Annotated in this window: 28 protein-coding genes and 1 riboswitch; of the genes, 13 read left to right on the forward strand and 15 right to left on the reverse strand. The window is 60.1% G+C overall.

The window, feature by feature from the left end; genetic code table 11:
• Positions 1–11: 11 nt before the first annotated feature.
• On the reverse strand, positions 12–1907 hold the full coding sequence (locus ORL50_RS19285) for a DUF1302 domain-containing protein (protein ID WP_266017269.1): 1896 nt from the start codon (positions 1905–1907) through the stop codon (positions 12–14).
• Between the two features lie 334 nt (positions 1908–2241).
• Complete coding sequence (locus ORL50_RS19290; RefSeq protein WP_266017270.1) at positions 2242–3924, reverse strand: fatty acid--CoA ligase; 1683 nt, start codon at positions 3922–3924, stop codon at positions 2242–2244.
• 233 nt (positions 3925–4157) lie between these two features.
• On the opposite strand from ORL50_RS19290, the gene ORL50_RS19295 reads away from it, so the two are divergent.
• On the forward strand, positions 4158–5051 hold the full coding sequence (locus ORL50_RS19295) for a glycosyltransferase family 2 protein (protein WP_266017272.1): 894 nt from the start codon (positions 4158–4160) through the stop codon (positions 5049–5051).
• A 31-nt stretch (positions 5052–5082) separates the two neighbouring features.
• Positions 5083–5706, forward strand: a complete 624-nt coding sequence (locus ORL50_RS19300; protein WP_266017273.1) for a CatB-related O-acetyltransferase — start codon at positions 5083–5085, stop codon at positions 5704–5706.
• Positions 5707–5765: 59 nt separating this feature from the next.
• Here ORL50_RS19300 and ORL50_RS19305 read toward each other — a convergent pair whose 3' ends face one another.
• Positions 5766–6395: a LysE family translocator gene (locus ORL50_RS19305; RefSeq protein WP_266017274.1), complete on the reverse strand. Its 630-nt coding sequence runs from the start codon at positions 6393–6395 to the stop codon at positions 5766–5768.
• Between the two features lie 132 nt (positions 6396–6527).
• Here ORL50_RS19305 and ORL50_RS19310 point away from each other — a divergent pair, with 132 nt between their 5' ends.
• The 3 genes from ORL50_RS19310 (at position 6528) to ORL50_RS19320 (ending at position 9375) form a co-directional block, all read left to right on the forward strand.
• Positions 6528–7493: a 2-hydroxyacid dehydrogenase gene (locus tag ORL50_RS19310; protein WP_266017275.1), complete on the forward strand. Its 966-nt coding sequence runs from the start codon at positions 6528–6530 to the stop codon at positions 7491–7493.
• Positions 7494–7526: 33 nt separating this feature from the next.
• Positions 7527–8525 (forward strand): methyltransferase, encoded by a 999-nt coding sequence (locus ORL50_RS19315; protein ID WP_266017277.1) that lies wholly within the window; start codon positions 7527–7529, stop codon positions 8523–8525.
• 51 nt (positions 8526–8576) lie between these two features.
• A riboswitch (yybP-ykoY riboswitch) is annotated at positions 8577–8699 on the forward strand.
• 91 nt (positions 8700–8790) lie between these two features.
• The gene (locus tag ORL50_RS19320; RefSeq protein ID WP_266017278.1) at positions 8791–9375 is read left to right on the forward strand and encodes a TMEM165/GDT1 family protein; all 585 of its coding nucleotides are present in this window, start codon (positions 8791–8793) and stop codon (positions 9373–9375) included.
• Between the two features lie 107 nt (positions 9376–9482).
• Here the strand turns inward: ORL50_RS19320 and ORL50_RS19325 are convergent, their stop codons facing one another.
• The 4 genes from ORL50_RS19325 to ORL50_RS19340 form a co-directional block, all read right to left on the reverse strand.
• Positions 9483–10301, reverse strand: a complete 819-nt coding sequence (locus ORL50_RS19325; protein WP_266017279.1) for a M48 family metallopeptidase — start codon at positions 10299–10301, stop codon at positions 9483–9485.
• A gap of 129 nt (positions 10302–10430) precedes the next feature.
• Positions 10431–11054 (reverse strand): SOS response-associated peptidase, encoded by a 624-nt coding sequence (locus tag ORL50_RS19330; protein ID WP_266017280.1) that lies wholly within the window; start codon positions 11052–11054, stop codon positions 10431–10433.
• A gap of 35 nt (positions 11055–11089) precedes the next feature.
• Positions 11090–11350 (reverse strand): putative signal transducing protein, encoded by a 261-nt coding sequence (locus tag ORL50_RS19335; RefSeq protein ID WP_266017281.1) that lies wholly within the window; start codon positions 11348–11350, stop codon positions 11090–11092.
• Between the two features lie 9 nt (positions 11351–11359).
• Positions 11360–11542, reverse strand: a complete 183-nt coding sequence (locus ORL50_RS19340) for a CPXCG motif-containing cysteine-rich protein (RefSeq protein WP_266017282.1) — start codon at positions 11540–11542, stop codon at positions 11360–11362.
• A gap of 138 nt (positions 11543–11680) precedes the next feature.
• Between ORL50_RS19340 and ORL50_RS19345 the strand changes: the two genes are divergently transcribed.
• A complete protein-coding gene (locus ORL50_RS19345; RefSeq protein WP_266017283.1) occupies positions 11681–12847 on the forward strand; it encodes a 1-acyl-sn-glycerol-3-phosphate acyltransferase in 1167 nt (388 codons plus the stop codon).
• A gap of 34 nt (positions 12848–12881) precedes the next feature.
• On the opposite strand, the gene ORL50_RS19350 is transcribed toward ORL50_RS19345, so the two are convergent.
• A complete protein-coding gene (locus ORL50_RS19350) occupies positions 12882–13160 on the reverse strand; it encodes a hypothetical protein (protein ID WP_266017284.1) in 279 nt (92 codons plus the stop codon).
• Positions 13161–13353: 193 nt separating this feature from the next.
• On the opposite strand from ORL50_RS19350, the gene ORL50_RS19355 reads away from it, so the two are divergent.
• Positions 13354–13560 (forward strand): hypothetical protein, encoded by a 207-nt coding sequence (locus ORL50_RS19355; RefSeq protein ID WP_266017285.1) that lies wholly within the window; start codon positions 13354–13356, stop codon positions 13558–13560.
• 54 nt (positions 13561–13614) lie between these two features.
• Here ORL50_RS19355 and ORL50_RS19360 read toward each other — a convergent pair whose 3' ends face one another.
• Positions 13615–14199 (reverse strand): YajG family lipoprotein, encoded by a 585-nt coding sequence (locus tag ORL50_RS19360; protein ID WP_266017286.1) that lies wholly within the window; start codon positions 14197–14199, stop codon positions 13615–13617.
• 198 nt (positions 14200–14397) lie between these two features.
• Here ORL50_RS19360 and ORL50_RS19365 point away from each other — a divergent pair, with 198 nt between their 5' ends.
• Both ORL50_RS19365 and mqo read left to right on the forward strand, forming a co-directional pair.
• Entirely contained in the window at positions 14398–14631 is a 234-nt protein-coding gene (locus ORL50_RS19365; RefSeq protein WP_266017287.1) for a hypothetical protein, read from the forward strand.
• A 737-nt stretch (positions 14632–15368) separates the two neighbouring features.
• Complete coding sequence (mqo, locus tag ORL50_RS19370) at positions 15369–16877, forward strand: malate dehydrogenase (quinone) (RefSeq protein WP_266017288.1); 1509 nt, start codon at positions 15369–15371, stop codon at positions 16875–16877.
• Positions 16878–17025: 148 nt separating this feature from the next.
• On the opposite strand, the gene ORL50_RS19375 is transcribed toward mqo, so the two are convergent.
• The 4 genes from ORL50_RS19375 to ORL50_RS19390 all read right to left on the reverse strand — a co-directional run bounded on the left by ORL50_RS19375 (position 17026) and on the right by ORL50_RS19390 (position 19069).
• Positions 17026–17313: a PA4642 family protein gene (locus ORL50_RS19375; RefSeq protein ID WP_266017289.1), complete on the reverse strand. Its 288-nt coding sequence runs from the start codon at positions 17311–17313 to the stop codon at positions 17026–17028.
• A gap of 63 nt (positions 17314–17376) precedes the next feature.
• Entirely contained in the window at positions 17377–17862 is a 486-nt protein-coding gene (locus tag ORL50_RS19380) for a hypothetical protein (RefSeq protein ID WP_266017290.1), read from the reverse strand.
• 172 nt (positions 17863–18034) lie between these two features.
• Complete coding sequence (locus tag ORL50_RS19385) at positions 18035–18508, reverse strand: WbuC family cupin fold metalloprotein (RefSeq protein ID WP_266017291.1); 474 nt, start codon at positions 18506–18508, stop codon at positions 18035–18037.
• Between the two features lie 3 nt (positions 18509–18511).
• Positions 18512–19069 (reverse strand): hypoxanthine-guanine phosphoribosyltransferase, encoded by a 558-nt coding sequence (locus ORL50_RS19390; RefSeq protein ID WP_266017293.1) that lies wholly within the window; start codon positions 19067–19069, stop codon positions 18512–18514.
• Positions 19070–19231: 162 nt separating this feature from the next.
• On the opposite strand from ORL50_RS19390, the gene upp reads away from it, so the two are divergent.
• Both upp and ORL50_RS19400 read left to right on the forward strand, forming a co-directional pair.
• Positions 19232–19870 carry a uracil phosphoribosyltransferase gene (gene upp / locus ORL50_RS19395; protein ID WP_162437175.1) on the forward strand — a complete coding sequence of 213 codons (639 nt, stop codon included), beginning with the start codon at positions 19232–19234 and terminating at the stop codon, positions 19868–19870.
• Positions 19871–19872: 2 nt separating this feature from the next.
• Positions 19873–21147: a uracil-xanthine permease family protein gene (locus ORL50_RS19400; RefSeq protein WP_266017296.1), complete on the forward strand. Its 1275-nt coding sequence runs from the start codon at positions 19873–19875 to the stop codon at positions 21145–21147.
• Between the two features lie 101 nt (positions 21148–21248).
• On the opposite strand, the gene hemH is transcribed toward ORL50_RS19400, so the two are convergent.
• Together hemH and ORL50_RS19410 are read right to left on the reverse strand one after the other, a co-directional pair.
• The gene (gene hemH, locus ORL50_RS19405) at positions 21249–22274 is read right to left on the reverse strand and encodes a ferrochelatase (protein ID WP_266017297.1); all 1026 of its coding nucleotides are present in this window, start codon (positions 22272–22274) and stop codon (positions 21249–21251) included.
• Between the two features lie 13 nt (positions 22275–22287).
• On the reverse strand, positions 22288–23190 hold the full coding sequence (locus tag ORL50_RS19410) for a TIGR01777 family oxidoreductase (protein WP_266017298.1): 903 nt from the start codon (positions 23188–23190) through the stop codon (positions 22288–22290).
• 195 nt (positions 23191–23385) lie between these two features.
• On the opposite strand from ORL50_RS19410, the gene ORL50_RS19415 reads away from it, so the two are divergent.
• Both ORL50_RS19415 and ORL50_RS19420 read left to right on the forward strand, forming a co-directional pair.
• The gene (locus ORL50_RS19415) at positions 23386–24372 is read left to right on the forward strand and encodes an NAD(P)/FAD-dependent oxidoreductase (RefSeq protein ID WP_266017300.1); all 987 of its coding nucleotides are present in this window, start codon (positions 23386–23388) and stop codon (positions 24370–24372) included.
• A complete protein-coding gene (locus ORL50_RS19420) occupies positions 24369–24584 on the forward strand; it encodes a TIGR02450 family Trp-rich protein (RefSeq protein WP_266017302.1) in 216 nt (71 codons plus the stop codon). The genes ORL50_RS19415 and ORL50_RS19420 overlap by 4 nt, the downstream gene beginning before the upstream one ends.
• The last annotated feature ends 40 nt before the right edge of the window (positions 24585–24624 follow it).

Consider the following 24624-nt stretch of genomic DNA (forward strand, 5'->3'; position numbering starts at 1 on the left):
AAATACTGTGCTTAGAAGTTCACGCCGACGCTGAGCGCAACAAAGTCGCGATCGTCCACAGTGGTGTACTTGCCGTCAAAGAAGTTGGTGTAGGCCAGGCTCGCGGTGTAGGTGTTCTGGTACTCGGCATCGACGCCCAGGCTGACCGCTTTGCGACCTTCCTCGAAGTTGCCGCCAGGACCTGGCGAGTAACCGCTCACGTCATGGGACCAGGCTACGTTCGGCTTGAGGTTTACACCGGCGAATACGTCGTTGTATTCCCAGATCGCACGACCGCGATAGCCCCACGAGGTAGCCGTGGTGAAGCCTTCGTTGGTGCAATTACGACTGCGGTTGTTCTGCGGCGAACCAGCACCGGCACCGTTGATGGTGCTGGCGTTGAGGATGTTGGCGCAGGTGTCGGTGCCGGCTGGGCCAGTCGGCGGCAGTTCACCTGGACCGTAGACCGGATCGCGGCCGTAGCGTACGTCAGAAGAGCTTTCCAGGCCGCCGACGTGAGTCACGCCCACTTCACCGACCAGGGTCAGACGGCTGGCGCCCATGACTTGATCGAAGAAGTGCGTCAGGGTGGTCTGGAACTGGGTGATTTCCTTGCGACGATAACCGTGCAGGTCCTGGCCCGGAACGCCAGTCAGCAGCGAAGCATTGCCCAGGGCGCCGCCCAACGGACGAACGCCGGCGAACAGGATGTCGGTGGAGTTGAGCTGCACCGGCGCGTTTGGACGGTAGCTGATCTCACCGCTCCACGCCGTGCCGGTAGGCAGGGTGGTGGAGAAGCTCAGGCCGTACAGGCGGATATCTTCCGGGTATTCGATGAAGTACTGCGAGTTGCCCGCCACCAGCAAAGGCGCCAGTGCAGCGAACGGACCCGGCAGGCCGGCGGCAGTGTTGTACACCGACTGCGGTGCACCCGTGGCGCTGAAGATCGGCGCACGGCTGTGGTAGTTCATGAAGTAGGCACCGAACTCGGTGTCCAGCGGATCGAACATGTACTTCAGGGACGCGCCCCACTGGCCGCTGTCACGGGCATCGCGGTCAGGGCCGCGACGCACCAGAACGCCTTCCTCGTTGACGTCTACGCCAGCACCGGCCAACGGGCCCAAGGCAATGGCCGGAATAGTCGAGCGTTTGTTCAATACGCGCAGGTTGCTGTCACAGCCATCGGCAACGATGTCCGGCTGGGAGAAGAACGTGCCGCAGTTGTCGACAACAGTCTGGTCCCATTCCAGCTGGTAGAACGCTTCGGCCGAGAGATTCTCGGTGAGGCTCTGGGAGACGTAGAACATGTTGACCGGAATCAGGCCTTCCTTGATCTCGGCACCTGGACGACGGAATGCGGACACGTCGATCGGGTTGATCGAGTTGATGCCGCCGCCGATGAAGGTACTTTCGCCCCAGCTCACTACTTGCTTGCCCAGACGTACCGAGCCCGGCTGATCGGCGATGGAGTAGTTGTGGTAGACGAAGGCGTCGAGGATCTGGCCGCCGGAGGACTTGGCGCCCTCCTTGCGGTTGTCGTTGCTCACGTTCTTGAATTCGAGGTCTTCGTTTTGCAATGCGAAGTCGTACCAGTATTTGCCCCGCACGAACACACCGGTGTCGCCATATTTCAATTCAAGGTCATGGATACCCTTGAAGATCTTCGAGAAGGCCTGGCCGCTCTTGAAGTTCAGGTGACCGTCATCGGAGGTCTGGGACAGCCCGTGACCGCCGTTGTTGACCCCGATCAGGTTCTTGTTCGGCGACTGGGTGGAAACGCTCATGCCCAGGGAGAGAGAAGAGTCGAACTGACCTTCAATTTCACCAACGTTGAAACTGACGCCGAATGCGGGCCCGGCGAGCGTAGAAGCAAGACTGACCGCCAATGGCAATTTCGCCCGGCGCCAGAACTGGTTTACTGATGTCATCGACGCTACTCCATGTGCATTATTGTTATGGCAGTGAGTACTTTTAAAAACGTTGTGGATGACCGGAAGCCAGGGCGTTCCGAATTCAATCCAATGTGCATCGCCCCATTTGTGCGTTTGCTGCGTTCTTAAAAATCCTTGAACGGACTATAGCCAGCAGGTAGTAGAGCTTGATCCCTCTAAAGTGTGATTTGCAGCTGCCAGCCACTCTGGAACAGTCCTTTCGCCAGTCCGACAACTGTCGGCACCGGAAGAATGGCTGAAAATTCAGATTTCACAAGCCAAGCGCTTGCTTGGTGGGGCTGGCGTGCCATTTCGGGCACGCCAGGATTGCTCAAAGCGTCGAGAGGAAGGTGCTGTTGTTGGCCTGCCACTCGGTGATGTCGAGGCGGATTTTTTTCTTGTCGAGCTTGCCGACGCTGGTCTTGGGAATTTCGGTAACAAGCGCGATCTGGCTCGGGATGGCCCACTTGCTCAGGTGCCCCAGTTCCACGAACGGCTTGAGATGCTCCTTGAGTTCCTTGGCCCCAATTACGTGGCCCTCGCGGATCACCAGCAAGGCAAACGGACGCTCGCCCCACTGCGGATCGGCGATGCCCACCACTGCTACTTCGCGTACCGCCGCATGACGACTGATCAGGTCTTCGAGGTCCAGGGAGGAAATCCACTCGCCGCCGGTCTTGATCACGTCCTTGATGCGGTCGCGAATATCGATCACGCCCATGGTGTCCAGGGTTGCCACGTCACCGGTATGCAGCCAGCCGCCCGCCCACAGCTCGGCGCCCTTCTGCGGTTCATTGAAATAGCCTTCGGTGAGCCATGGCGCGCGCAGCACCAGTTCGCCCTGGGTCTCGCCATCTGCCGGGAGGAAATTGCCCTCGGAGTCGACGATCGCCGCCTCCACCAGCGGGCCTGGAACACCGGCCTTGATGCGGTAGGTGGTGCGCTCGTCTTCGCTGCCGGCCATCAGCTCGTCGTTGAGGTGAGCGCAGGACACCAGCGGTCCGGTTTCCGACATGCCGTAGGCCGCGGTCAACTGAATGCCCTTGGCCTTGGCGGCTTCATAAAGGGCGCGGTTCAGGGCACTGCCGCCGATGACGATCTTCCAGCCGCCAAAATCGGTATTCTGCGCAGCCTTGGAATTGAGCACCATCTGCAGGATGGTCGGTACGCAGTGAGAAAAGGTGACCTTCTCCTTGCGCCACAGCTCCACCAGAAATTCAGGGTCGTAGCGACCGGGATAAACCTGCTTGAGCCCGAGCATGGTTGCCACGTACGGCAAGCCCCAGGCATGCACGTGGAACATCGGGGTGATCGGCATGTACACATCATTGGTGCCCAGCAGGCGCACGCTGTCGATGGCGCCCATGATGGTCGACACGCCCATGGTGTGCAGCACCAGTTGCCGATGGGTGAAGTACACACCCTTGGGATTGCCGGTGGTGCCGGTGGTGTAGAAGGTGGTGGCGACCGAGTTTTCGTCGAAGTCCTGGAAGTCGTACTGCGGGCTCGCGGCCGACAGCAGTTGCTCGTATTCCCCCACGAGATTGGGCAAGTCAGCGGTTTTTTCCGGCAGGTCGGTCAGCAGCAAGGTCTTCTCGACCGTCGTCAGGTGCCCGGCAATTGCATTGTAGAGGCCCACGAACTCGCTGTTGACCAATACAAAACGGTCCTCGGCGTGATTCATGGTGTAGAGGATCTGTTCCGGGGACAGGCGCACGTTGATGGTGTGAATCACCGCGCCGATCATCGGGATGGCGAACATGCATTCCAGGTAGCGATGACTGTCCCAGTCCATCACCGCCACGGTATCCCCGGGCTTGACGCCGGCGGCAGTCAGTACGTTGGCGAGCCGTGCCACGCGCTCGATCAGGGTCGGGTAGCTGTAGCGCAATTGATCGCGATAGACGATCTCGCGGGTTTTCTCGTACCGGGCACCCGACATCAACAAGCGTTTTATCAGCAGCGGATATTGGTAAGCGCCTTCGGCTGGGGGGATAACGCGAGTCTGCAACATAAGAATCCCTTTTCCTGACTGCACGGTCGTGGCTGAAAAACAGCACTCTAATCCGCCGGCCCGGGCATCAAATCAGCCAAAGGAATGATTTCTCTTACCGGCCGATTGATAGCCTTGAGCCACTATCCGCGCACTCTGACAGCTGCTTTGATAGCCGGTGCAGGTCAACTTGTAATGGATGCCAATGCAGGTTTCGTGCGAGCCTATGTATCTTTATCGACACAATGACAACGATGAACACTGAAGTGCCCACCCCTCTGGATTGCTCCAGCAAACAAGCGCCCCTGGTCTCCATCGTGGCGCCCTGCTACAACGCGGAGAAATACCTGGAAGAGGCAATCAAAAGCATCTTTGCCCAGGACTACCCGAATTTTGAAGTCATCATTGTCGACGATGGCTCCAGCGACAACAGCGTCGCGATGCTCAGGCAATTGCAGCAAACCCACGACTTCCAGCTGTATACCCAGGCGAATCAGGGCGTCAGTGCCGCACTCAACCACGGCTTGCGTCATGCCAAGGGCGACTATGTTTCGACGCCGGACTTGGACGACGTCATGTTGCCGGAGTCGGTGCGCATCCGTGTGGACTACCTCGAACAGCATCCGCAAGTCGGTTGCGTTGGCGCGCTGATCATCTACATGGACAGCGACGGCAATACCATCAAGCAGCAACAACGCGAGGAGATCCGCACGTACGACTTCGACAAGGTGCTCAGCGGCGCCGTGGTGATCGGTGCCCCGGTCGCGCTGTACCGCATGAGCGCCATGCGCAGTGCGGGGTTCTACGCGCCGAGCCTGCGGGTCCAGGATTTCCAGATGACCCTGCGCATCGCCCGCCTGGGTTACGAGGTGCACGAGCTGCCGGTGTGCGTGACCCGCTATCGGCGTCACCCCAACAACCTGTCGAGAAAGTACAAGGTCCTGCTACAGGCAGACCTTGAAGCCATCGCGCCGTACCTGAGCCATCCCGCGTACCAGAGCGCTCGCACCCAATTGGTGAACAAGGCCCTCAAGTACGCGGTAGTCGAAGACAAGAAAGAGGCCTGGAAGCTGTTGCGCTCCATTCCCTGGCGTCACTTGAACCGAACCAGCTTCCGTCGTTTGAAACGGCTGATGCTGCATCGCTGAACGCGCCCTTCCCGTTTCTCCAGGCCCTGTCATGAAATTCCTCGAAAAACTCAAAGAACGAAAAACCCGAAAACATCTCAAGCGCCTGGAAAAACTGCAGCGGGCTCCGGAAAAAATCCGCCTGCGTTACCCCCGCTATGAAATAGGCGTGGGCACCTACGGCATTCCCGAAGTCATGGAGTTTGGCGACGATACGATCCTCAAGGTCGGCTCGTACACCTCGATCGCCGAAGGTGTGCAAATTCTGCTCGGTGGCGGGCATCGCACCGACTGGGTCAGCACCTACCCGTTCCCGTTGATGATCGACGAAGCCCGGGACATTCCCGGCTGCAGTCCAACCAAGGGTGATGTGGTGATCGGCAGCGACTGCTGGATCTGCGCCAATGTGCTGATCCTGTCGGGCGTTACCATCGGTCACGGTGCGGTCGTCGCGGCGGGGGCAGTAGTGACCCGCGACGTCGAGCCCTACTCAATCGTGGGCGGCAACCCGAGCCGACACATTCGCTGGCGCTTCGAAGAAGACGTGCGCCAGGAACTGCTGGCGTCGGCCTGGTGGGATTGGCCGATGGAAGAGGTGAAGACTGCATCGCGCATTCTGTGCAGCAGTGACATGGACGGCTTTCTGGATTACGTCCGCCGCCGCCAGGCGTCTTGACCTTGTAGGAGCGGGCTCGCTCCTACAGGGGGCTTGCGTTGGATAGGGTTCCAACTGCCTCAATGCATTTCGGTAAACGCCAGTTTCACCCCGATGGCAATCAGCACCGCGCCCATGGTCCGGTCGAACCAGTGGCCCATGCGCGCAAATCCGGCGCGCACTCGCTGCTGGCTGAACAACATCGCAACCAGGCAGAACCAGATCGCCGTTGCCACCGCCAGATAAACTCCGTAGCCGGCCTGCACCGACAAAGGCGTGTGCGGATTGATCACCACGGTAAACAGCGATAGGAAGAACAGCGTGGCCTTGGGGTTCAAGCCATTGGTGACAAAGCCCGAAGTAAAGGCGCCACGGGCGGTGCGCTCGCCGGCTTCCTGGTGCAGGTCATCGGTTACCGGTTTAGCCGGTTGCGAGCGCAGCGCCTTGAAGCCGATGTACAGCAGATAAGCCGCAGCCGCCCATTTCAAGGCGTTGAACAGCACAATCGACTGCGACACGATCAGCCCGATGCCCAGCAGCGAATAACCCACGTGTAGAAAGATTGCCGAGCCGACCCCCAGCGCGGTCCATGTGCCAGCGCGACGACCGTGGGTCACGCTTTCGCGCACCACTACCGCAAAGTCCGGCCCGGGACTGGCCACGGCAAGCAGGTGGATGAGGGCGACGGTCAAGAACTCTGTCCAGTACATGTGAAAATCCTTTGTGGCAGGCCTGGCGAAATCTTGTGAGTTGGATGCCAGCCCCGCGATGAGTAACTGATTGTTTCATCTGTTAGGCTCGGCAGATTACGCCTTCAGATCAATGCACAAAAGGTACAGTTGATGACGAACACTCACCGCGCAGTTTTCCTCGACCACCCTTCCCTGGACCTCGGCGACCTCGACCTGACACCGTTGCGCGACTGTTTCAGCGACTTGCAACTGTTCGCCCAGACCGCGCCGGACCAGGTGATCGAGCGCCTCAAGGGTGCCACCGTCGCTATCAGCAACAAAATCCTGATCGACGCTGCGGCCATCGCGGCGAGCCCGCAGCTGAAGCTGATCCTGATCACCGCCACCGGCACCAACAACATTGATCTGGCCGCCGCCCGCGCCCATGGCGTCACCGTCTGCAACTGCCAGGGCTACGGCACGCCTTCGGTGGCGCAACATACCATCATGTTGCTGTTGAACCTGGCAACGCGCCTGGCCGACTACCAGAAAGCCGTGGGCGAAGGTCGCTGGCAGCAAGCGAAACAGTTCTGCCTGCTGGACTATCCAATTACCGAGCTGGAGGGCAAAACCCTTGGGTTGCTCGGACATGGCGAACTGGGTGGCGCGGTGGCCCGGCTAGCAGAGGCATTCGGCATGCGCGTGCTGCTGGGCCAGATCCCGGGGCGCCCTGCCCGGCCGGATCGTCTGCCGCTGGCTGAGTTGCTGCCGCAAATCGACGCGCTGACCCTGCACTGTCCGCTGAACGAGCACACTCGCCATTTCATCGCCGCCGCGGAACTGGCGTCGATGAAACCCGGCGCGTTTGTGGTGAACACAGCCCGTGGTGGCTTGATCGACGAGCAGGCACTGGCCGACGCTTTGCGCAGCGGCCATCTGGGCGGCGCCGCCACCGACGTGCTGAGCGTCGAGCCACCGACCGCAGGCAATCCATTACTGGCCGACGATATCCCTCGGCTGATCGTCACCCCGCACAATGCCTGGGGCAGTCGAGAGGCGCGCCAGCGCATCGTCGGGCAACTGACCGAAAACGCGCAGGGATACTTCAGCGGTAAAGCGCTGCGGGTCGTCAGTTGATAGACTGCGGCACTTTTTTCCAGGGAGCAGATTATGGATCCGCGCAGTGAAGTACTGCTTCGTCAGGCCGAGTTATTCCAGGGTTCGGTGTTGCTCGCCGGTTTGCCCGCCGATGATCTGCTGGGGCGTCTGCCCGATGCTCACGGCTGGTGCTGGCACGCCGGTGATCAAGCGGCGCTCGACGCCCGCTTCGCCAGGCGCAGCCATTTTGGCGTGACCGCGCCCGAGCGCGAGTTCGATGCCGCCGTGCTGTTCCTACCCAAGTCCAAGGACCTCACCGACTACATCCTCAACGCCCTGGCCTCGCGCCTGGCCGGTCGCGAGCTGTTCCTGGTCGGCGAGAAGCGCAGCGGCATCGAAGGCGCGGCGAAGCAGCTCAACCCATTCGGCAAACCGCGCAAGCTCGACAGCGCCCGCCACTGCCAGTTGTGGCAGGTCACCGTGGCCACCGCGCCCGCCGCAAAATCCCTGGAAAGCCTGGCTCAGACTTATGAGCTGGAGCTGTCTGAAGGGCCGCTGACCGTTATCAGCTTGCCTGGGGTGTTCAGCCACGGTCGATTGGATCGCGGCAGCGCGCTGCTTCTCGAACACCTCGACAAACTGCCAAGCGGCCATCTGCTGGACTTTGGCTGCGGTGCCGGGGTGCTGGGGGCAGCGGTCAAGCGTCGCTACCCGCACAACCAGGTGACTTTGCTCGACGTGGACGCTTTCGCGGCTGCCAGCAGTCGCCTGACCCTGGCGGCAAACGGCCTTGAAGCAGAGGTGCTGACCGGTGACGGTATCGATGCGGCACCGATGGGCTTGAGTGCGATCCTGAGTAATCCGCCGTTCCATGTCGGCGTGCATACCGACTACTTCGCCACGGAGAACTTGTTGCGAAAAGCGGCCAAACATCTGAAAAACGGCGGCGAACTGCGACTGGTTGCCAACAGCTTCCTGAAGTATCAGCCGTTGATCGAGGAGCACCTTGGGGTGTGCGCGATCAAGGCCGAAGGCCAGGGCTTCAGGATCTATCGCGCCAAGCGTGGTTGAAACTTTTTCTTAAAAAAGGGGCTTGCTCATTCGGTTTTGCCTAGGCAGAATCCGCTCCGTCCTAGGGGAGTAGTCTCCCACGAGCGCCACGCTCGTCCGGCATACGTCAACATACTTGGTCCTCAGACCATGGCGTATGCGACCTCAAGGTCCGCACAGACGGACCTCAGGGTTTGACAAGACCTATGACACGAACACCTTACCCGGGGCGGGGAGGCTGTACGTGTCATAGCCGTGTCGACCCGCCCCCTTAGGAAAATCCCTGATGCTGGACTCTCTACTCGTTCCCACCGCGATCGTTGCCTTGGCCGAAATTGGCGACAAGACGCAATTGCTTGCACTCATCCTCGCCGCGCGCTTTCGCAAGCCCTGGCCGATCATCGCCGGCATCGTCGCCGCGACCCTGGCCAACCATGCAGCTGCCGGCGCGGTAGGCGCCTGGGTCGGAAGTTTCTTCTCGGATGCGATGCTGCACTGGATCCTCGCCGCGAGCTTCGCCGCAACAGCACTGTGGACCCTGGTCCCGGACAAGATGGATGACGACGAAGCCAGCACCGGGCGCAAATTCGGACCGTTCCTCACGACGCTGATCGCGTTCTTCCTCGCTGAAATCGGCGACAAGACCCAGATCGCCACGGTGATCCTCGCCGCGCAGTATCCGGAATTGTGGCTGGTGATCATTGGCACCACCCTGGGCATGCTGATTGCCAACGTGCCGGTGGTTTTGGCGGGTAACTTTGCCGCGGAAAAACTGCCATTGACCCTGATTCGCCGGCTGGCGGCTTCGGCGTTCTTCATCCTGGCGATCGTGGCGGTGTACAAGGCGATGCAGAGCAGCGGGTGGGTGTGACGGGGTAGTTCGCTAGACCGCGTTATCGTTCATCGCGAGCAGGCTCACTCATTCCACTGTAGGAGTGAGCCTGCTCGCGATGGCGATTCACAGGCGCATAAGATCCATCAGGATTTCGGCGCTTTCTCGTATAGCGGCATCACTTTCGGAATGGCGGCTTCCAGCGAAGCGATCCGACTGGCCGAAGCCGGGTGAGTGCTCATGAACTCCGGTGGCGAACCTTCCGACACCTTGCTCATCTTGTTCCACAAGGTAATCGCGGCATTCGGGTTGTAACCGGCACGAGCGGCCAGCTCCAGGCCGATCAGGTCCGCCTCGTTCTCGTTGGAGCGACTGTTGGGCAAGGTCATGCCGTAATTGGCCACCGTGTCTGCCAGCGCCAGGCTGTCCTGGCCCAGCCCGAACAACGCACCTGCGCCCTGCTTGGCCATCTCGATGCCGTAAGCCTTGGACATTGCCTCACGCCCGTGCTCGCGCAGGGCGTGAGCAATTTCATGGCCCATGATTGCGGCGATCTCATCGTCGGTCAGCTTCAAGGTGTCGATGAGCCCGGTGTAGAAAATGATCTTGCCGCCAGGTCCGCAGTTGGCGTTGAGTTCGTCACTCTTGATCAGGTTGACTTCCCACTTCCATTGGGCCGAATCCGGACGGAACACCGGCGCCTGGGCAATCAGGCGGCTGGCAATCGCCTGGACTCGCTTGGCATCGTTGCTGGTCTTGTCCAGGACGCCCTTGGTGGTCGCTTCACCGACGGTCTTCTGGTAGGACTGGGCATACATCTGGTTGACCTCGTCGGTCGACAACATGCTGAACATGTACTGCTTGCGCTCAACACCGACTGCGCCACCGCTGGTGGTATTGACCGACTGACAACCGGCGAGCAGCAGACTTGCGCTCAGTGCACACAAAACCAATGTCTTGTTCATCGAAAAGCTCCTTGAAAACATGCCGGTATCCTAGGCGCGGAATGGTATCGGCGCCAGACACAACTGATATACAGACGCGCATTTCAGGAAAAGGTCCGAACCCGAGCAAAAATTCGCCCACGACTGTGCCTATCCCGGCGTCAAACACTCCGGGCCATTGAGCTTCGGATCGTTCACCAGATTGGCCAACACCCGCTCACGCAACGCCGCAGGCTCGCTGGCCAGCAGTGCCTGCAAGGCGTGCAGCGGGGTCTCGGGGTCGAGCCACGCTTGCTGCCCTGCGGCATCCAGAATCAAGGGGCGACGCTGGCTCGCGGCAGGCTGCGTGATCACCGCAGTACTCAGCCACACCTGCTCCTGCACCGGATACGCCTCCCAGATCGCCGCGAAAAACAGCGATGCGCCTTCACCCGGTGTCAGCCAGTACGGACGCTTGCGCGCAGTGCCGCGCCATTCGTAGAACCCGTTCGCCGGCAGCAGGCAACGGCGCAGGCGCAGGGCCTCGCGAAACATCGGTTGTTCAGCCACGGTTTCGGCCCGCGCATGCGCTGGCGTACGGGACAGATCGGTCAACCACGGCGGGGTCAGCCCCCAGCGCGCACGGGCCAACTCGCGCTGGCCATCGGCACCAGCGCGCAGCATCAGTACCGAGTCGGTGGGGGAAATGTTCCACTGGGCCTGCTGATCGGCGGGAAAACCAGGCAGGGCCGCAAAAGCGGGGTTCCAGCGAAACAGGGCATAACGTCCACACATGGGGCAGCACAACTCTTGATCAAACGAACGCCAGCCTAACAGACCAGCGTGCCGGGGAAACTCTCCGGTTCATCCCCAGGCAGCGGTAGCGCGGCATTGTATGCGCTGATCAGCTCGCGAGCGTAGGCGGCCTGGTCATTGTCAACGGATAGCCCGAGCAACCCGCAGGCTGGCAGCTCGCCGGTACCACCGAGCAGATCCCGCCCCACCAGATGAGCCTCAATGCCCTCACTGGCCAGCATGCCCTGCAGCAATTCGCCTTCCATCAGGTTTTCCGGTTCGTAGATTCGCTGCATAACCGCCCCTTACTCGTTTTCGCCGAACACTTCGAGATGCCACTCCTCTCCCTCGACCTGCAAGACGAAAGTGATCGGTCGACAACAGACCTGACAGTCTTCGATGTAAGTCTGATCGCCGCCGGAAATATCCACCGACGTCTCGACCTCTTCACCACAATACGGACAATCGTACAGCGCAGTTTCCAGCATCGCGGTCTCCCAGGTGACTTGTGCGTATAATCGCCGGTCTATTTGCAGGGCTATTTTTGTCTGCCTATTTTTCAGACCGTGCCCCGCTGGTTTTCGATCAAAACCTTTACTTACCCTAGCCGTTTCCAACAAGAGAGCATGATGGGCGAATTCGATACCATCCGACCTTACGACGACAGCGAAGTCCCGGCAGTGCTGGCACGGCTGCTCAGCGACAAGGCGTTTCTAGATATCCTCACCCACTTCCGCTTCCCGCGTTTTGCCGGAGCCCTTGGCTGGGCGCTCAAACCTCTTATAGCTCATCGGCTGCGTCGTGAGTTCGCCGGCGTGAATTCAGTGGCCAGTTTGCAGGATAAAGTCGAAGTGTATGTCGACCACACCATCGAACGTGCCACCGACGGCGTCACCTACAGCGGCGTCGAGCAGTTCAAGTCCGGCAGCGCTTATCTGTTCATCGCCAACCACCGCGATATCGTGATGGACCCGGCTTTCGTCAACTACGCGGTGTACCACGCCGGCCTGCCGACCCCGCGTATCGCGATTGGCGACAACCTGTTGCAGAAGCCCTTCGTCAGCGACCTGATGCGCCTGAACAAGAGCTTCATCGTGCATCGCTCGATTACCGGTCGCCGGGAAAAGATGGCGGCGTACCAGTTGCTCTCGGCCTACATCAATCATTCGATCCGTAACGACTGCGCTTCGATCTGGATCGCCCAGGCTGAAGGCCGGGCCAAGGACGGCGATGACCGTACCGAATCGGCGATCCTCAAGATGTTCCACATGAGCCGCAAGGACGAGCCGTTCGGCGAGGTCATTCGTTCGCTGAACCTGACTCCGGTATCGATCAGTTACGAATATGACCCGTGCGATCAAGCCAAGGCCCGCGAACTGTTCATCCGTGCCACCACGGGCACCTACACCAAAGTGCCGGGCGAGGACGATGTCAGCATTGCCAAGGGCATTACCGGCTACAAGGGACGCGTGCATGTGAACTTCGCCGCGCCGATCACCCAGGTCTTCGACGACACCAAGCAACTGGCGATCGAAATGGACAAGCAGATCCTCGGCGGCTACCGGCTGTTTCCGGTGCATTACCTGGCCTACGCCCAATGGCAGGATGCCGATCCGCAGTTGCAAGTGCCGGTCGCGGCCAAGGTGTTTGCGGCGGATGAACTGGCCAAGGCCCAGGAAGAATGGCAGCGGCGCCTGGATGATTGCCCGGCGGAGCATCGACCGTATCTGGTGCAGCAATATGCGACGCCGGTGCGCAATCAGTATCGGGTGAAGGCCGGGCTGCCCCTGTAGGAGCTGCCGCAGGCTGCGATCTTCGTTTAGAGGGTCAAAACTGCGTGCTGATCCACGACACCACCAGCGCCAACCCCAGGCACGCGAAGCCGAAGCGATAGAAAAATCGGTTCATGCGCAAGGTCGCCCAATCCAGCGTCGGCTCCACGCTAGGGCGGCTGTGGCGCTGCGCCTCGATACTGGCCAGCGCGCGTTGCTCGCGGCGTCGAGTGGCATGCAACAGCCAACTGCCCGGGAAGGCGAGCAGCAAGGCCAACAGGTTGATCAATTTGGCGGGATGGGCGGTAAACAGCGTCATCAAATGCAGCGACATCACGAACCTCGGGCAGATCAGGTGTGGCAAGTCGCCAGATCGGCGACTGCGGCGCGGATTCTACCGAAAGCCCGTTCACCTGCCCCGCCTTTCCGACAAATAACGGAAAACTGAGCAAATGCTGTTCTGTGTCACGCAGGCGTCATCTGACTGGGTCAGTCTGGCGCCCCTCGAAACCGACACGGAAACCGTCATGCTGCACGCCGAAAACCAGGATCGCCTCTACCTGATCGCTCCGAGCGACGAACAACAGACCCTCGTGGGCAGTCTGTCCTTCAATGTCCAGGATCGTCGCTGGCTGGTGTATTGCGCCTTGGGCGGGCATCAGCACGAGGACTTGCCCGAGACGGATCTGCTGACGGGGATCAGTGTGCTGGACTTCTATTCCCAGGCTGCCTGACACAAAAAAGCCCGGGCCATTTTCTGGCGCCGGGCTTTTCCGTCTTGCGAAGGCTTATTGGCCCAGCACTTGGCCCACTGTCGGGTCCTTGAACAGGCGAGTCAACGCATCGCTCAACACGTCGCTGACCAGCTTGGTGTTGGTTTCCTGGTTAGGCGCCATGCCGAAACGTTGATCCAGGGAGGCGCCGTAGCGACCGCTGTAGCGACGATTGGCGTTCTGCACGTCGGAACGGAAAGTCGCGCCGATGGTGGCCTCGGTGACGTACATGCCTTCCTTGGGCGACTGATACTTCAGCTCGGCCAGGGTCACGGTCAATTGTGGCGCGTTATTGCCGCTGGAAACCGGGGTAAAGCCCAGCAAACGCACGGCCGCTTCGGCCTGGGCCTGCAACTTCGGCAGGATCTGCGCACCTTGCACGGTAATCGCGCTGGTCTCCGGGTACATGCCACCGCGAGTACCCAGGGTTGGCGAAGGGCGGCCATCCACTACCCGCACCACCACCTGCTGGCCATGGCCAACTGGCGCCAGCTGAGTGGTCAGCTTTGGCTCCGGGTTCAGTTGTTGCGGGCTGTGGGCGCAGCCGACGAGGGTCAAACTGGTCACAGTGATCAAACCGAACAACAAGCGTTGCAACATGCTCTTCTCTCCAGAATCAGGTACAGACAAGGCCGCAGTATAGCTGTGCGCTACAGTGGGGAACCAGCGCAACAATCAGGGAAAAGTCCCACAGACATTTCAGACGGCAAAGCCTGTCACACAGGTGTCATCGCCCATACACTTTCACGTCACGACCCTGTGCCAACCTTCAGGCAGTCCCCAAGAAGGAATCTTGCCATGCGCTTTCTCATTTCGCTGTTCGCCCCTCGCCCACTGCACCGCAGCTTCGCCCTGCTCGACCGCCAGGGTCGCTGCCAGGCGTTCAAGCAGTGCAGCCTGCAGCCAATGGGCGACGGCTGGGTCGAAATCGACGAGATCCGCCTCAACTGGCTGCACCAGCCACTGCCGCAAAGTGCCCGGGTGATCCAGCGCCAGCCACGTGCGCGGGCCCAGCGTATGCTGACCACCTGACCAGAAGCCGAACAAAAGTCATAAAACACGACCATTTCCCTGCGTTTCTTCGCTACAATCTCCCCCCGATTATAAGGACGTCTCCTGATCGGGCCCCGCAACATCGTCAATACGCCAGTATTGACCCTCGACACCGCCCACAGAGAGCCGCCCACACAGATCGAGTGAAGCTGGCGTGCTTGCTGTTTCCTGAGCAGAACCCCTACTTTTCGCGAATCTGCAGAGCTGTCATTACGCTCGGTCACTGAGCTATTTGCCCGTTTTGCCTGTCATGTACTCCATGAAGGCAATCCATCCGGGCACAGTGCCAGGCTGGGGCAGCCCTTTTTGAGGTTCACGTCTTCAAAAGAGCGTGAAAAAAACGGGTTTTCACAACTTCACAAGAGTGTGGCGAGCAAATGAATAGTTTTGCGTCTGAACATGCACCATTAGCGTCTGGAACAGCCCAACGACACAGGACCGAGTACTCCTCGAACACCGGAGCCTGAAGCCTGTCCGCTACGGATTTGGTTGCACAAACGGATGTATCGACCATAAGTCGAATTGCCTCCCGCGCGCTGAAATGAGTTCATGTAGCTCATAAGCCCGGCCGGTAGCGTCCGTCGAAGTTGCGATAAATTGCGAAGATTCGGACATGGCGATCCTGGCCATGGGTACCTGGGGCATCACTGACACGCCCCGTCACTCCTGGCAGCCATGCCGACAATTTGGTGCTGCAGATTTTGGAGACGCGTTAAATGGCGCATAACGAAGCAGTCGACGTAGTACTGGTAGGGGCCGGCATCATGAGTGCCACCCTGGCTGTACTGCTCAAAGAGCTCGACCCCGCGATCAAGCTGGAAGTCGTCGAGTTGATGGATTCCGGTGCCGCGGAGAGTTCCAACCCGTGGAACAACGCCGGTACCGGTCACGCCGGGCTGTGTGAGCTCAACTACACGCCGCAGGCCGCCGACGGCACCGTCGACATCAAGAAAGCCGTGCACATCAACACCCAGTTCGAGGTGTCGAAGCAGTTCTGGTCGTACCTGACCCGTAAAGGCACCTTCGGCTCGTGCAAATCGTTCATCAGCCCGGTGCCGCACCTGAGCTTTGTGCAGGGTGACAGCGGCGTGTCTTTCCTCAAGGAGCGTTTCAACGTCCTGAGCAAGCACCACGCTTTCTCGGACATGGAATACACCGAAGACAAGGCCACCATGGCCGAGTGGATGCCGCTGATGATGCCGGGGCGCCCAGCCGCCGAAGTGCTGGCTGCCACCCGCGTGATGAACGGTACCGACGTCAACTTCGGCGCCCTGACCAATCAATTGCTCAAGCACCTGACCAGCGCACCCGATGCCCAGGTCAAGTACTGCAAGCGCGTCACTGGCCTGAAGCGCAACAACGGCGGCTGGACCGTCAGCATCAAGGACGTCAACAGCGGCAGCACCCGTGAAGTCGACGCCAAGTTTGTCTTCCTCGGCGCGGGCGGCGCGGCCCTGCCGTTGCTGCAGGCGTCCGGCATCGAGGAAAGCAAAGGCTTCGGCGGCTTCCCGATCAGCGGCCAGTGGCTGCGTTGCGACAACCCGGAAGTGGTCAAGCACCACCAGGCCAAAGTCTACAGCCAGGCAGCCGTCGGCTCGCCGCCGATGTCCGTGCCGCACCTGGACACTCGTGTGGTCGATGGCAAGAAATCCCTGTTGTTCGGACCTTACGCCGGTTTCACCACCAAGTTCCTCAAGCACGGCTCCTTCATGGACCTGCCGCTGTCGGTTCGCGCCGGCAATATCGGCCCGATGCTGGCGGTCGCGAAAAACAACATGGACCTGACCAAGTACCTGGTCAGCGAAGTGATGCAATCGATGGAGCAGCGCCTGGAATCCTTGCGCCGCTTCTACCCTGAAGCGAAAGCCGAAGACTGGCGCCTGGAAGTGGCCGGCCAACGAGTGCAGATCATCAAGAAGGATCCGAAAAAAGGCGGCGTCCTGCAGTTCGGGACCGAACTGGTCGCAGCCAAGGACGGTTCCCTGGCGGCACTGCTCGGCGCTTCACCGGGTGCATCGGTGACTGTTTCGATCATGCTCGAACTGATCGAGAAGTGCTTCCCGAACAAGGCTTCCGGTGAATGGGCAGCCAAGCTGGCGGAAATTTTCCCGGCTCGGGAGAAGGTCCTGGAAACCGACGCTGCGCTGTATCGCAAGATCAACACGCAGAACAACGTTGCGCTGGAGCTGGTTGAAGCCAGTAGCGAGACTGAAAGCTACGCTTGATCGTCGCGCATAAAAAACGCCCCGTCCTCATTGAGAGCGGGGCGTTTTTTATTTTTGCTGAAAAGCCAGAGATCGCAGCCTTCGGCAGCTCCTACAGAGTGAACACAAATTCCCTGTAGGAGCTGCCGAAGGCTGCGATCTTTTGATCTTAACCGCGGGCCTTGTCGATCAGCTCGATGTATTCTGCGGCGTTACGCTGATCCTTGATCTGATCGACAAACGTCTGGCCCTGCTCATCCTTGCCATCCAGGTCATACCCGGCCTCGACGAAAAACGTCAGGAACCGTTCGAAATCATCGATCCGCAAGCCGCGATAGGCCTTGATCAGTTTGTGCAGCGACGGCGAAGTGGCGTCGACCGGCTCGAAATCAAGAAACAACTTGATCTGCTCATCGCCAATCTCGTCACCAATCACTTGCTTCTTATCTTTACGCATTGCCGACTCCAGCTCGCAGACATTTCACGGGGCGGGCAGTTTACCCCTCACTTGGCGCCGCACTCAACGCGGACGGACGCTGCCCGTGTGCAGATCGGCCCAGATATGACCGTTCGAGTAGCTGAGGAACTGGCAGTACACCGTGTCGTTGCGCAACAAGTCGATCACTACCCGATACTGGGCCATTGGGTAGAAGAGCGTCAGGGTCTTGCTGGCACTGTCGTAGGTCGGCTTCTTCAAACTCTTGCTTTCGCCATCGAAGTTGACCAGCACCTGATTGATCGTTGCGCCCTTGTTCAGGGACTTGCCCTTGAGGCGGATCATCAGCGGTGAGGTGACGGGAATGGGTTGCTGGTTCGACTGGCGCTGACTGCCCACCACCACCGAATAGTCGGTAACCTGGAGCAATTGTTGTTGCTCAGGCTCTTCGCCACGCAGGGTCAGGTCATCAGGGGGCAGGAACTGCGCGTGCATCGGCGCCGGGGCGGCGGCCAGGGGCAGGCTTGCGGTCAGTAACAGAACGGCGCAGCTGCGGATCAAAAGGCTCATGACGGGCTCCCAACAAGAAGCTGAGCACTGTAGCAGCTGGCGCAGCCTGCGTCCGGCGGCGCAGCCGTCGTAAACCCTGAATGCAGGGTTCAACTGAACGACTGCAGCGCCTGATGTCACGACGGCGGCGCCGCCGAACGCAGGCTGCGCCAGCTGCTACAGATCGCGGTGGTCAATCAAACTGCGCGCGCATCCAGGCATGGTATTCGGCCACACCAGGCTCGCCTTCACGCGGCGCCCAATCGGGGAGCTCACCCTCACCTACCGGGCGATATGGGCCGGCCTTGCACTCGAACATCAGGCTGTCGGCTTCCAGCACCACCAGGCCATGAAACACACCCGTAGGCAGATCAACGCCGATGCTGTCGCCACCGGCCTGCAGGACGCGCTTGCTCACCACCGCGCCGGACTCATTAAAGATCAGCAGCCCAAGACGGCCCTTGAGCACCAACAGGGTTTCCGCCTTGTTATCACCCAGATGCCGATGAGGCGGGATATAGGTACTCGGCTGCAGACCTACCGCCATACGGTGACAGGCATCTTCCATCTGATGAAAGTTGTGATGCTGGCGTCCGCGCGGATTGGCCGCAGCTTTCTCGGCCAATTGCGTGAACAGCGTTTGATCAAGAAAGCTCGGCGTAGTCATTGCTCACATTCCTTTAACGGCAAAAATCCCGTTGGCGTTGCGCCAGTAACCCTTGTAGTCCATGCCGTAACCGAAGATGTAACGGTCGATGCAGGGCAAACCGACGAAATCGGCCTTGAGGTCCGGGCGAGCCTTGCGGTCGTGGTCCTTGTCGATCAGCACAGCGGTGTGCACCTTGCGCGCGCCGGCGTGTTTGCAGAAATCGATGATCGCGCCCAGGGTGTGACCTTCATCGAGGATATCGTCGATGATCAGCACGTCACGGTCGATGAACGACACTTCCGGCTTGGCTTTCCAGAACAGGTCACCGCCGCTGGTTTCGTTGCGATAGCGGGTGGCGTGCAGGTAGGAGGCTTCCAGCGGGAACTGCAAATGGGTGAGCAGCTTGCCGGCGAAAATCAGGCCGCCGTTCATCACACAGAACACCACCGGATTGCTTTCAGCCAGTTCTTCGTTGATGTGCGCACCGACGCGGGCGATGGCCGCCTCGACTTCAGCTTCGGTGTACAGGCAGTCAGCCTCTCGCATGATTTGACGGATATGCTCGAGATCAGCGGACATGGCGCTCTCCGGGGGTTGGGAATCAGGAAAAGCGGGCAAAGGTACGCATCCCGCACGGCCAGATCAAGCGTTTGTGGACTAACGTACTGTATGTCTATAGGACAACACCCTCGGATAGATTAATCTAGGCCGGTTTTTTTGCCCGCCGCCGGAGCTTTTCCCATGCCCATCCTCGAGATCCGCCATCCGCTGATCCGTCATAAACTTGGCCTAATGCGCCGTGCAGACATCAGCACCAAGAACTTTCGCGAGCTCGCTCAGGAAGTCGGTGCCCTGCTGACCTATGAAGCCACCAAAGACCTGCCCCTGGAAGCCTACGATATCGAAGGCTGGTGCGGCACCGTGTCGGTCGAGAAAATCGCCGGCAAGAAAATTACCGTGGTGCCGATCCTGCGCGCCGGTATCGGCATGCTCGAAGGCGTACTCAGCCTGATCCCGGGCGCCAAGGTCAGCGCCGTGGGCGTGGCCCGCAATGAAGAAACCTTGCAGGCTCACACCTACCTGGAAAAACTGGTTCCGGAGATCAACGAGCGCCTGGCGATGATCATCGACCCGATGCTGGCCACCGGCAGCTCCATGGTTGCGACCATCGACCTGCTGAAGAAAGCCGGTTGCCGCGACATCCGCGCCATGGTGCTGGTGGCTGCGCCAGAAGGCATCGCCGCTGTCGAGAAGGCTCACCCGGACGTGACCATCTATACCGCCTCGATCGACGAACGCCTGAACGAACACGGTTACATCATCCCTGGCCTGGGCGATGCCGGTGACAAGATCTTCGGCACCAAGCAGAAGGACGCTTGAGCATGCAGGATGAGTTCAACGATCCGCTCTGGCGTACGGTACTGTCCGGCGCGCAGATGCTGTTCGTGGCCTTCGGCGCCCTGGTCCTGATGCCGCTGATTACCGGTCTGGACCCCAACGTCGCGCTGTTCACCGCTGGCCTGGGGACGATTCTGTTCCAGATCGTCACCGGCCGGCAGGTCCCGGTATTCCTGGCGTCGAGCTTTGCCTTCATCACCCCGATCATTCTCGCCAAGGGCCAGTTCGGCCTTGCCGCGACCATGGGCGGCGTGATGGCGGCAGGTTTCGTCTATACCTTCCTCGGTCTCGCCGTGAAGATCAAAGGCACCGGCTTCATCGACCGCCTGCTGCCACCGGTGGTGATTGGCCCGGTGATCATCTCCATCGGCCTGGCCATGGCGCCGATTGCCGCCAACATGGCGATGGGCAAGGCCGGCGACGGTAGCGAGCTGATTCATTACCAGACGGCGATGCTGATTTCGATGCCGGCCCTGCTCACGACCCTGATCGTAGCGGTGTTCGGCAAAGGCATTTTCCGCCTGGTGCCGATCATCTCCGGGGTGCTGGTGGGCTTCGCCATGGCGTTCTATTTCGGCGTGGTCGACACCGCGAAAATAGCCGCCGCGCCCTGGTTTGCGATCCCGCACTTCACCGCACCGGAATTCAACTGGCAGGCGATCCTGTTCATCGTGCCAGTCGCCCTGGCGCCTGCGATCGAACACATCGGCGGGGTAATTGCCGTCGGCAGCGTGACCGGTCGCGACTACCTGAAGAAACCTGGCCTGCATCGCACCCTCTTGGGTGACGGCATTGCGACCACGGCAGCCGGACTGTTCGGTGGCCCGCCCAACACCACTTATGCCGAAGTGACTGGCGCGGTGATGCTGACCAAGAACTACAACCCGAAAATCATGACCTGGGCGGCGATCTTCGCGATCAGCCTGGCGTTCGTCGGCAAGTTCGGCGCGCTGCTGCAAAGCATTCCGGTGCCGGTGATGGGCGGGATTCTCTGCCTGTTGTTCGGTTCGATCGCGGCAGTGGGGATGAACACGTTGATTCGCCACAAGATCGATCTCGGCGAAGCGCGCAACCTGGTGATTGTTTCGGTCACGCTGGTGTTCGGAATTGGTGGGGTGCTGGTTGGCACAGGCACCGGACCGGACGATTTTGGCCTGAAGGGCATTGCGCTGTGCGCGGTGGTGGCCATTGCGCTGAACCTGCTGCTGCCGGGAAATGACAGCTGGAAGCACAAGAAGGCGGATGAGCCGCTGATCTAACCCTTTCGATCTTTGGTGCCTGACATATTGCTATCGCGAGCAGGCTCACTCCTACAGGTATTGCGTTGGACCTTGTAGGAGTGAGCCTGCTCGCGATGCTTTTAGAGGGCCAGCGGCGCTCGTTCACATAGGGTGGCCAATGCCTTCGCCCATTGCGGGTCGTCATTGAGGCACGGCACCAGCACCAACTCCTCGCCCCCCGCTTCGCGAAACTGCTCCAGACCGCGATCACCAATCTCTTCCAGGGTCTCGATGCAATCGGCGACAAACGCCGGACACATCACCAGCACCTTCTTCACCCCCATTCCGGCCAGCTCATCCAGACGGGCTTCGGTGTAGGGTTCGATCCACTTCGCCCGGCCCAGGCGCGACTGGAATGACACCGACCATTTGCCCTTCGCCAACCCCATCCGCTTGGCGAACTCCGATGCAGTACGCAGGCACTGCGCGCGATAACAGGTGGCCAATACTTCTGGCGAAGCATTCTTGCAGCAGTCTTCATTCTTGAAACAGTGCTGCCCCGTGGGATCGAGCTTGGTCAGGTGGCGCTCGGGCAGGCCATGAAAACTCAGCAACAGGTGATCGTATGGCTGCGCAAGGTGCGGCTTGGCACTGGCAACCAGCGCGTCGAGGTATTCCGGCTCATCGTAGAACGGCTGCAGCACCGAGAACTGCACATCCAGCTTGCGCTCGCGCACGACCCGCCGCGCCTCCTCGATCACCGTAGTCACGGTGCTGTCGGCAAATTGCGGATACAGCGGGGCAAGGGTAATTTGCTTATGGCCCTGGGCGACCAGTTGCAGCAGCTTCGACTCGATCGATGGTTCGCCGTAACGCATGGCCAACTCAACCGGCCCATGGGTCCACTGCGAGGTCATGGCCTGCTGCAGTCGACGACTGAGTACCACCAGTGGCGAGCCCTCCTCCCACCAGATCGAGGCATAGGCGTGAGCCGACTGTTCCGGGCGCTTGATCAGGATCAGCGACACCAGCAGGCGACGCACCGGCCATGGCAGGTCGATCACATAAGGGTCCATCAGAAACTGATTGAGGTAACTGCGCACATCCGCCACCGAAGTGGAGGCCGGAGAGCCCAGGTTGACCAGAAGCAATGCGTGAGCGGTCATGCAACGTCCTATTTCAAAGGCGGCTGGACAAGTCGTCCAGAGCCGCACGCAAATCGGTGAACTGGAAGGTGAAACCCGCTTCCAGCAAGCGGACCGGCATGGCCTTCTGGCCACCCAGCAACAGCAGGGACATTTCCCCCAGGCACACTTTTAATGCCAGGGTCGGCATCGGCATGAACGCCGGCCGATGCAACACCGCCCCCAAAGTCTTGGCGAACTCGCTGTTGCGCACCGGTTTCGGCGCGCAGGCATTATAAGGACCGCTGGCCGTTTCCTGGTGCAGAAGAAAATCAATCAGGGCGATCTGATCCTTGATATGGATCCACGGCATCCATTGCCGACCATTGCCCAGAGGCCCGCCCATCGCGAGTTTGAAGGGCAACAACAGGCGCGACAAAAAGCCGCCATCGGCGGACAACACCAGTCCCGTGCGGATCAGAATCACTCGAATGCCCAAGGCCTCGGCGCGTTGGGCGGTCTCTTCCCAGGCAATGCACAGCTGACTGGCAAAATCGTCGATTACCGGCGCCGATTCCTCGGTCAACTCGCGCTCGCCGCCGTCGCCATACCAGCCCACCGCAGAACCGGAGATCAATACCGCCGGTTTTTGTTCACGGGTTTCCAGCCAGGCCAGCAGCGTTTCGGTAAGCGTAATGCGACTGCTCCACAACAGCGCCTTGCGCTTGGATGTCCAGGGTCGATCGGCGATCGGCGCGCCTGCGAGATTGACGATGGCATCGACAGGCGTCTGCCCGAGGTCCTCCAGGCGGGGAATTCCACGGACCTGGGCGCCGCAGAGCTTCGCGACCTTTTCCGGTTGGCGGCTCCAGACGGTCAGCGTGTGTCCTTGGCTCAACCAGTGTCGGCAGAGTTGGCGTCCGATCAAACCAGTACCGCCGGTCAGCAATATGTGCATGACTTCTTCCTCGCGTGGCCTTTTATCCTGCTCACTAGTCTATTTTTATAAGCAGGGATCTTTGGTATCGGGCAGTGTCTGTTTAAACAATAGGCCAACCTGTCAGAACTAGAACGCTAAAAGTTATACCAAAAAACAATATTGTACAGGTTTAAACCACGGCGTAGTCTGTACAGAAAGGTAAACGAGGCCCCTATGACTGTACCTATCGCGATCATCGGCACCGGCATCGCCGGGCTCTCCGCCGCCCAAGCCCTGACAGAGCTGGGGCACGTTGTTCAACTATTCGATAAAAGCCGCGGCAGTGGCGGTCGCATGTCGAGCAAGCGCAGTGATGCGGGGGCTCTGGACATGGGCGCGCAATACTTCACTGCCCGTGACCGCCGCTTCTCCACCGAAGTGCAGCGCTGGCAGGCCCAGGGCTGGGTCGCCGAGTGGACGCCGTTGCTGTACACCTTTCAGGGCGGCCAGCTCAACCTTTCACCCGATGAACAGACGCGCTGGGTTGGCACGCCGCGCATGAGCGCCATCACCCGTGGCCTGCTGGGCGACTTGGACGTGCAGTTCGGCTGCCGGATTACCGAGGTCTATCGCGGTGAACAACATTGGCATCTGCAGGACGCCGAAGGCTTTACCCATGGCCCTTTCAGCCACGTAGTCATTGCCACGCCAGCCCCGCAAGCGACCGCCCTGCTCGCCTCGGCGCCGAAACTCGCCGGTGCCGCTGCAGGCGTGAAAATGGACCCGACCTGGGCCATCGCACTGGCGTTCGAGAAACCGCTGGACACCCCCATGGAAGGTTGCTTCGTGCAGGACAGCCCGCTCGACTGGCTGGCCCGCAACCGCAGTAAACCCGGCCGTGACACCACCCTGGACACCTGGGTCCTGCACGCGACCAGCGCCTGGAGCCGGCAACACATCGACCTGCCCAAGGAAGCCGTGATCGAACAATTGCACGGCGCATTCGCCGAACTGCTGCACAGTGCCATGCCCGCGCCGACTTTCAGCCTGGCCCATCGCTGGCTCTACGCCCGCCCTGCCAGCAGCCACGAATGGGGGACACTGGCCGACGCCGATCTTGGGCTCTACGCCTGTGGCGACTGGTGCCTGTCCGGCCGCGTCGAAGGTGCCTGGCTCAGTGGCCAGGAAGCCGCCCGCCGCTTGCATGAACACCTGCAGTGAACCGCATTAATCCTGGCAAGTTGCTGCTGTCGAAATGGACAGCAGCCCACCCGCAACACCGCGAGAAACACTTTCTGGTGACCGAGCTGTTCCGGGATGAGGAAGGTACGGTGCTGCAAGTCGAATTAGAGGCAGTGTTGACCAAGCGCAGCCAGCGCATGGATTGGCAGACCCTGAAAAATAGCGACACCTGGAAATTGGGCTGGCAGTGAGCCCCTGTATGACCGCACCGAAATACCTGTACAAATAATT

It is taken from the genome of Pseudomonas sp. RIT-562 (assembly GCF_026241895.1).
GTDB classification, from domain to species: Bacteria; Pseudomonadota; Gammaproteobacteria; order Pseudomonadales; family Pseudomonadaceae; genus Aquipseudomonas; species Aquipseudomonas mandelii_F.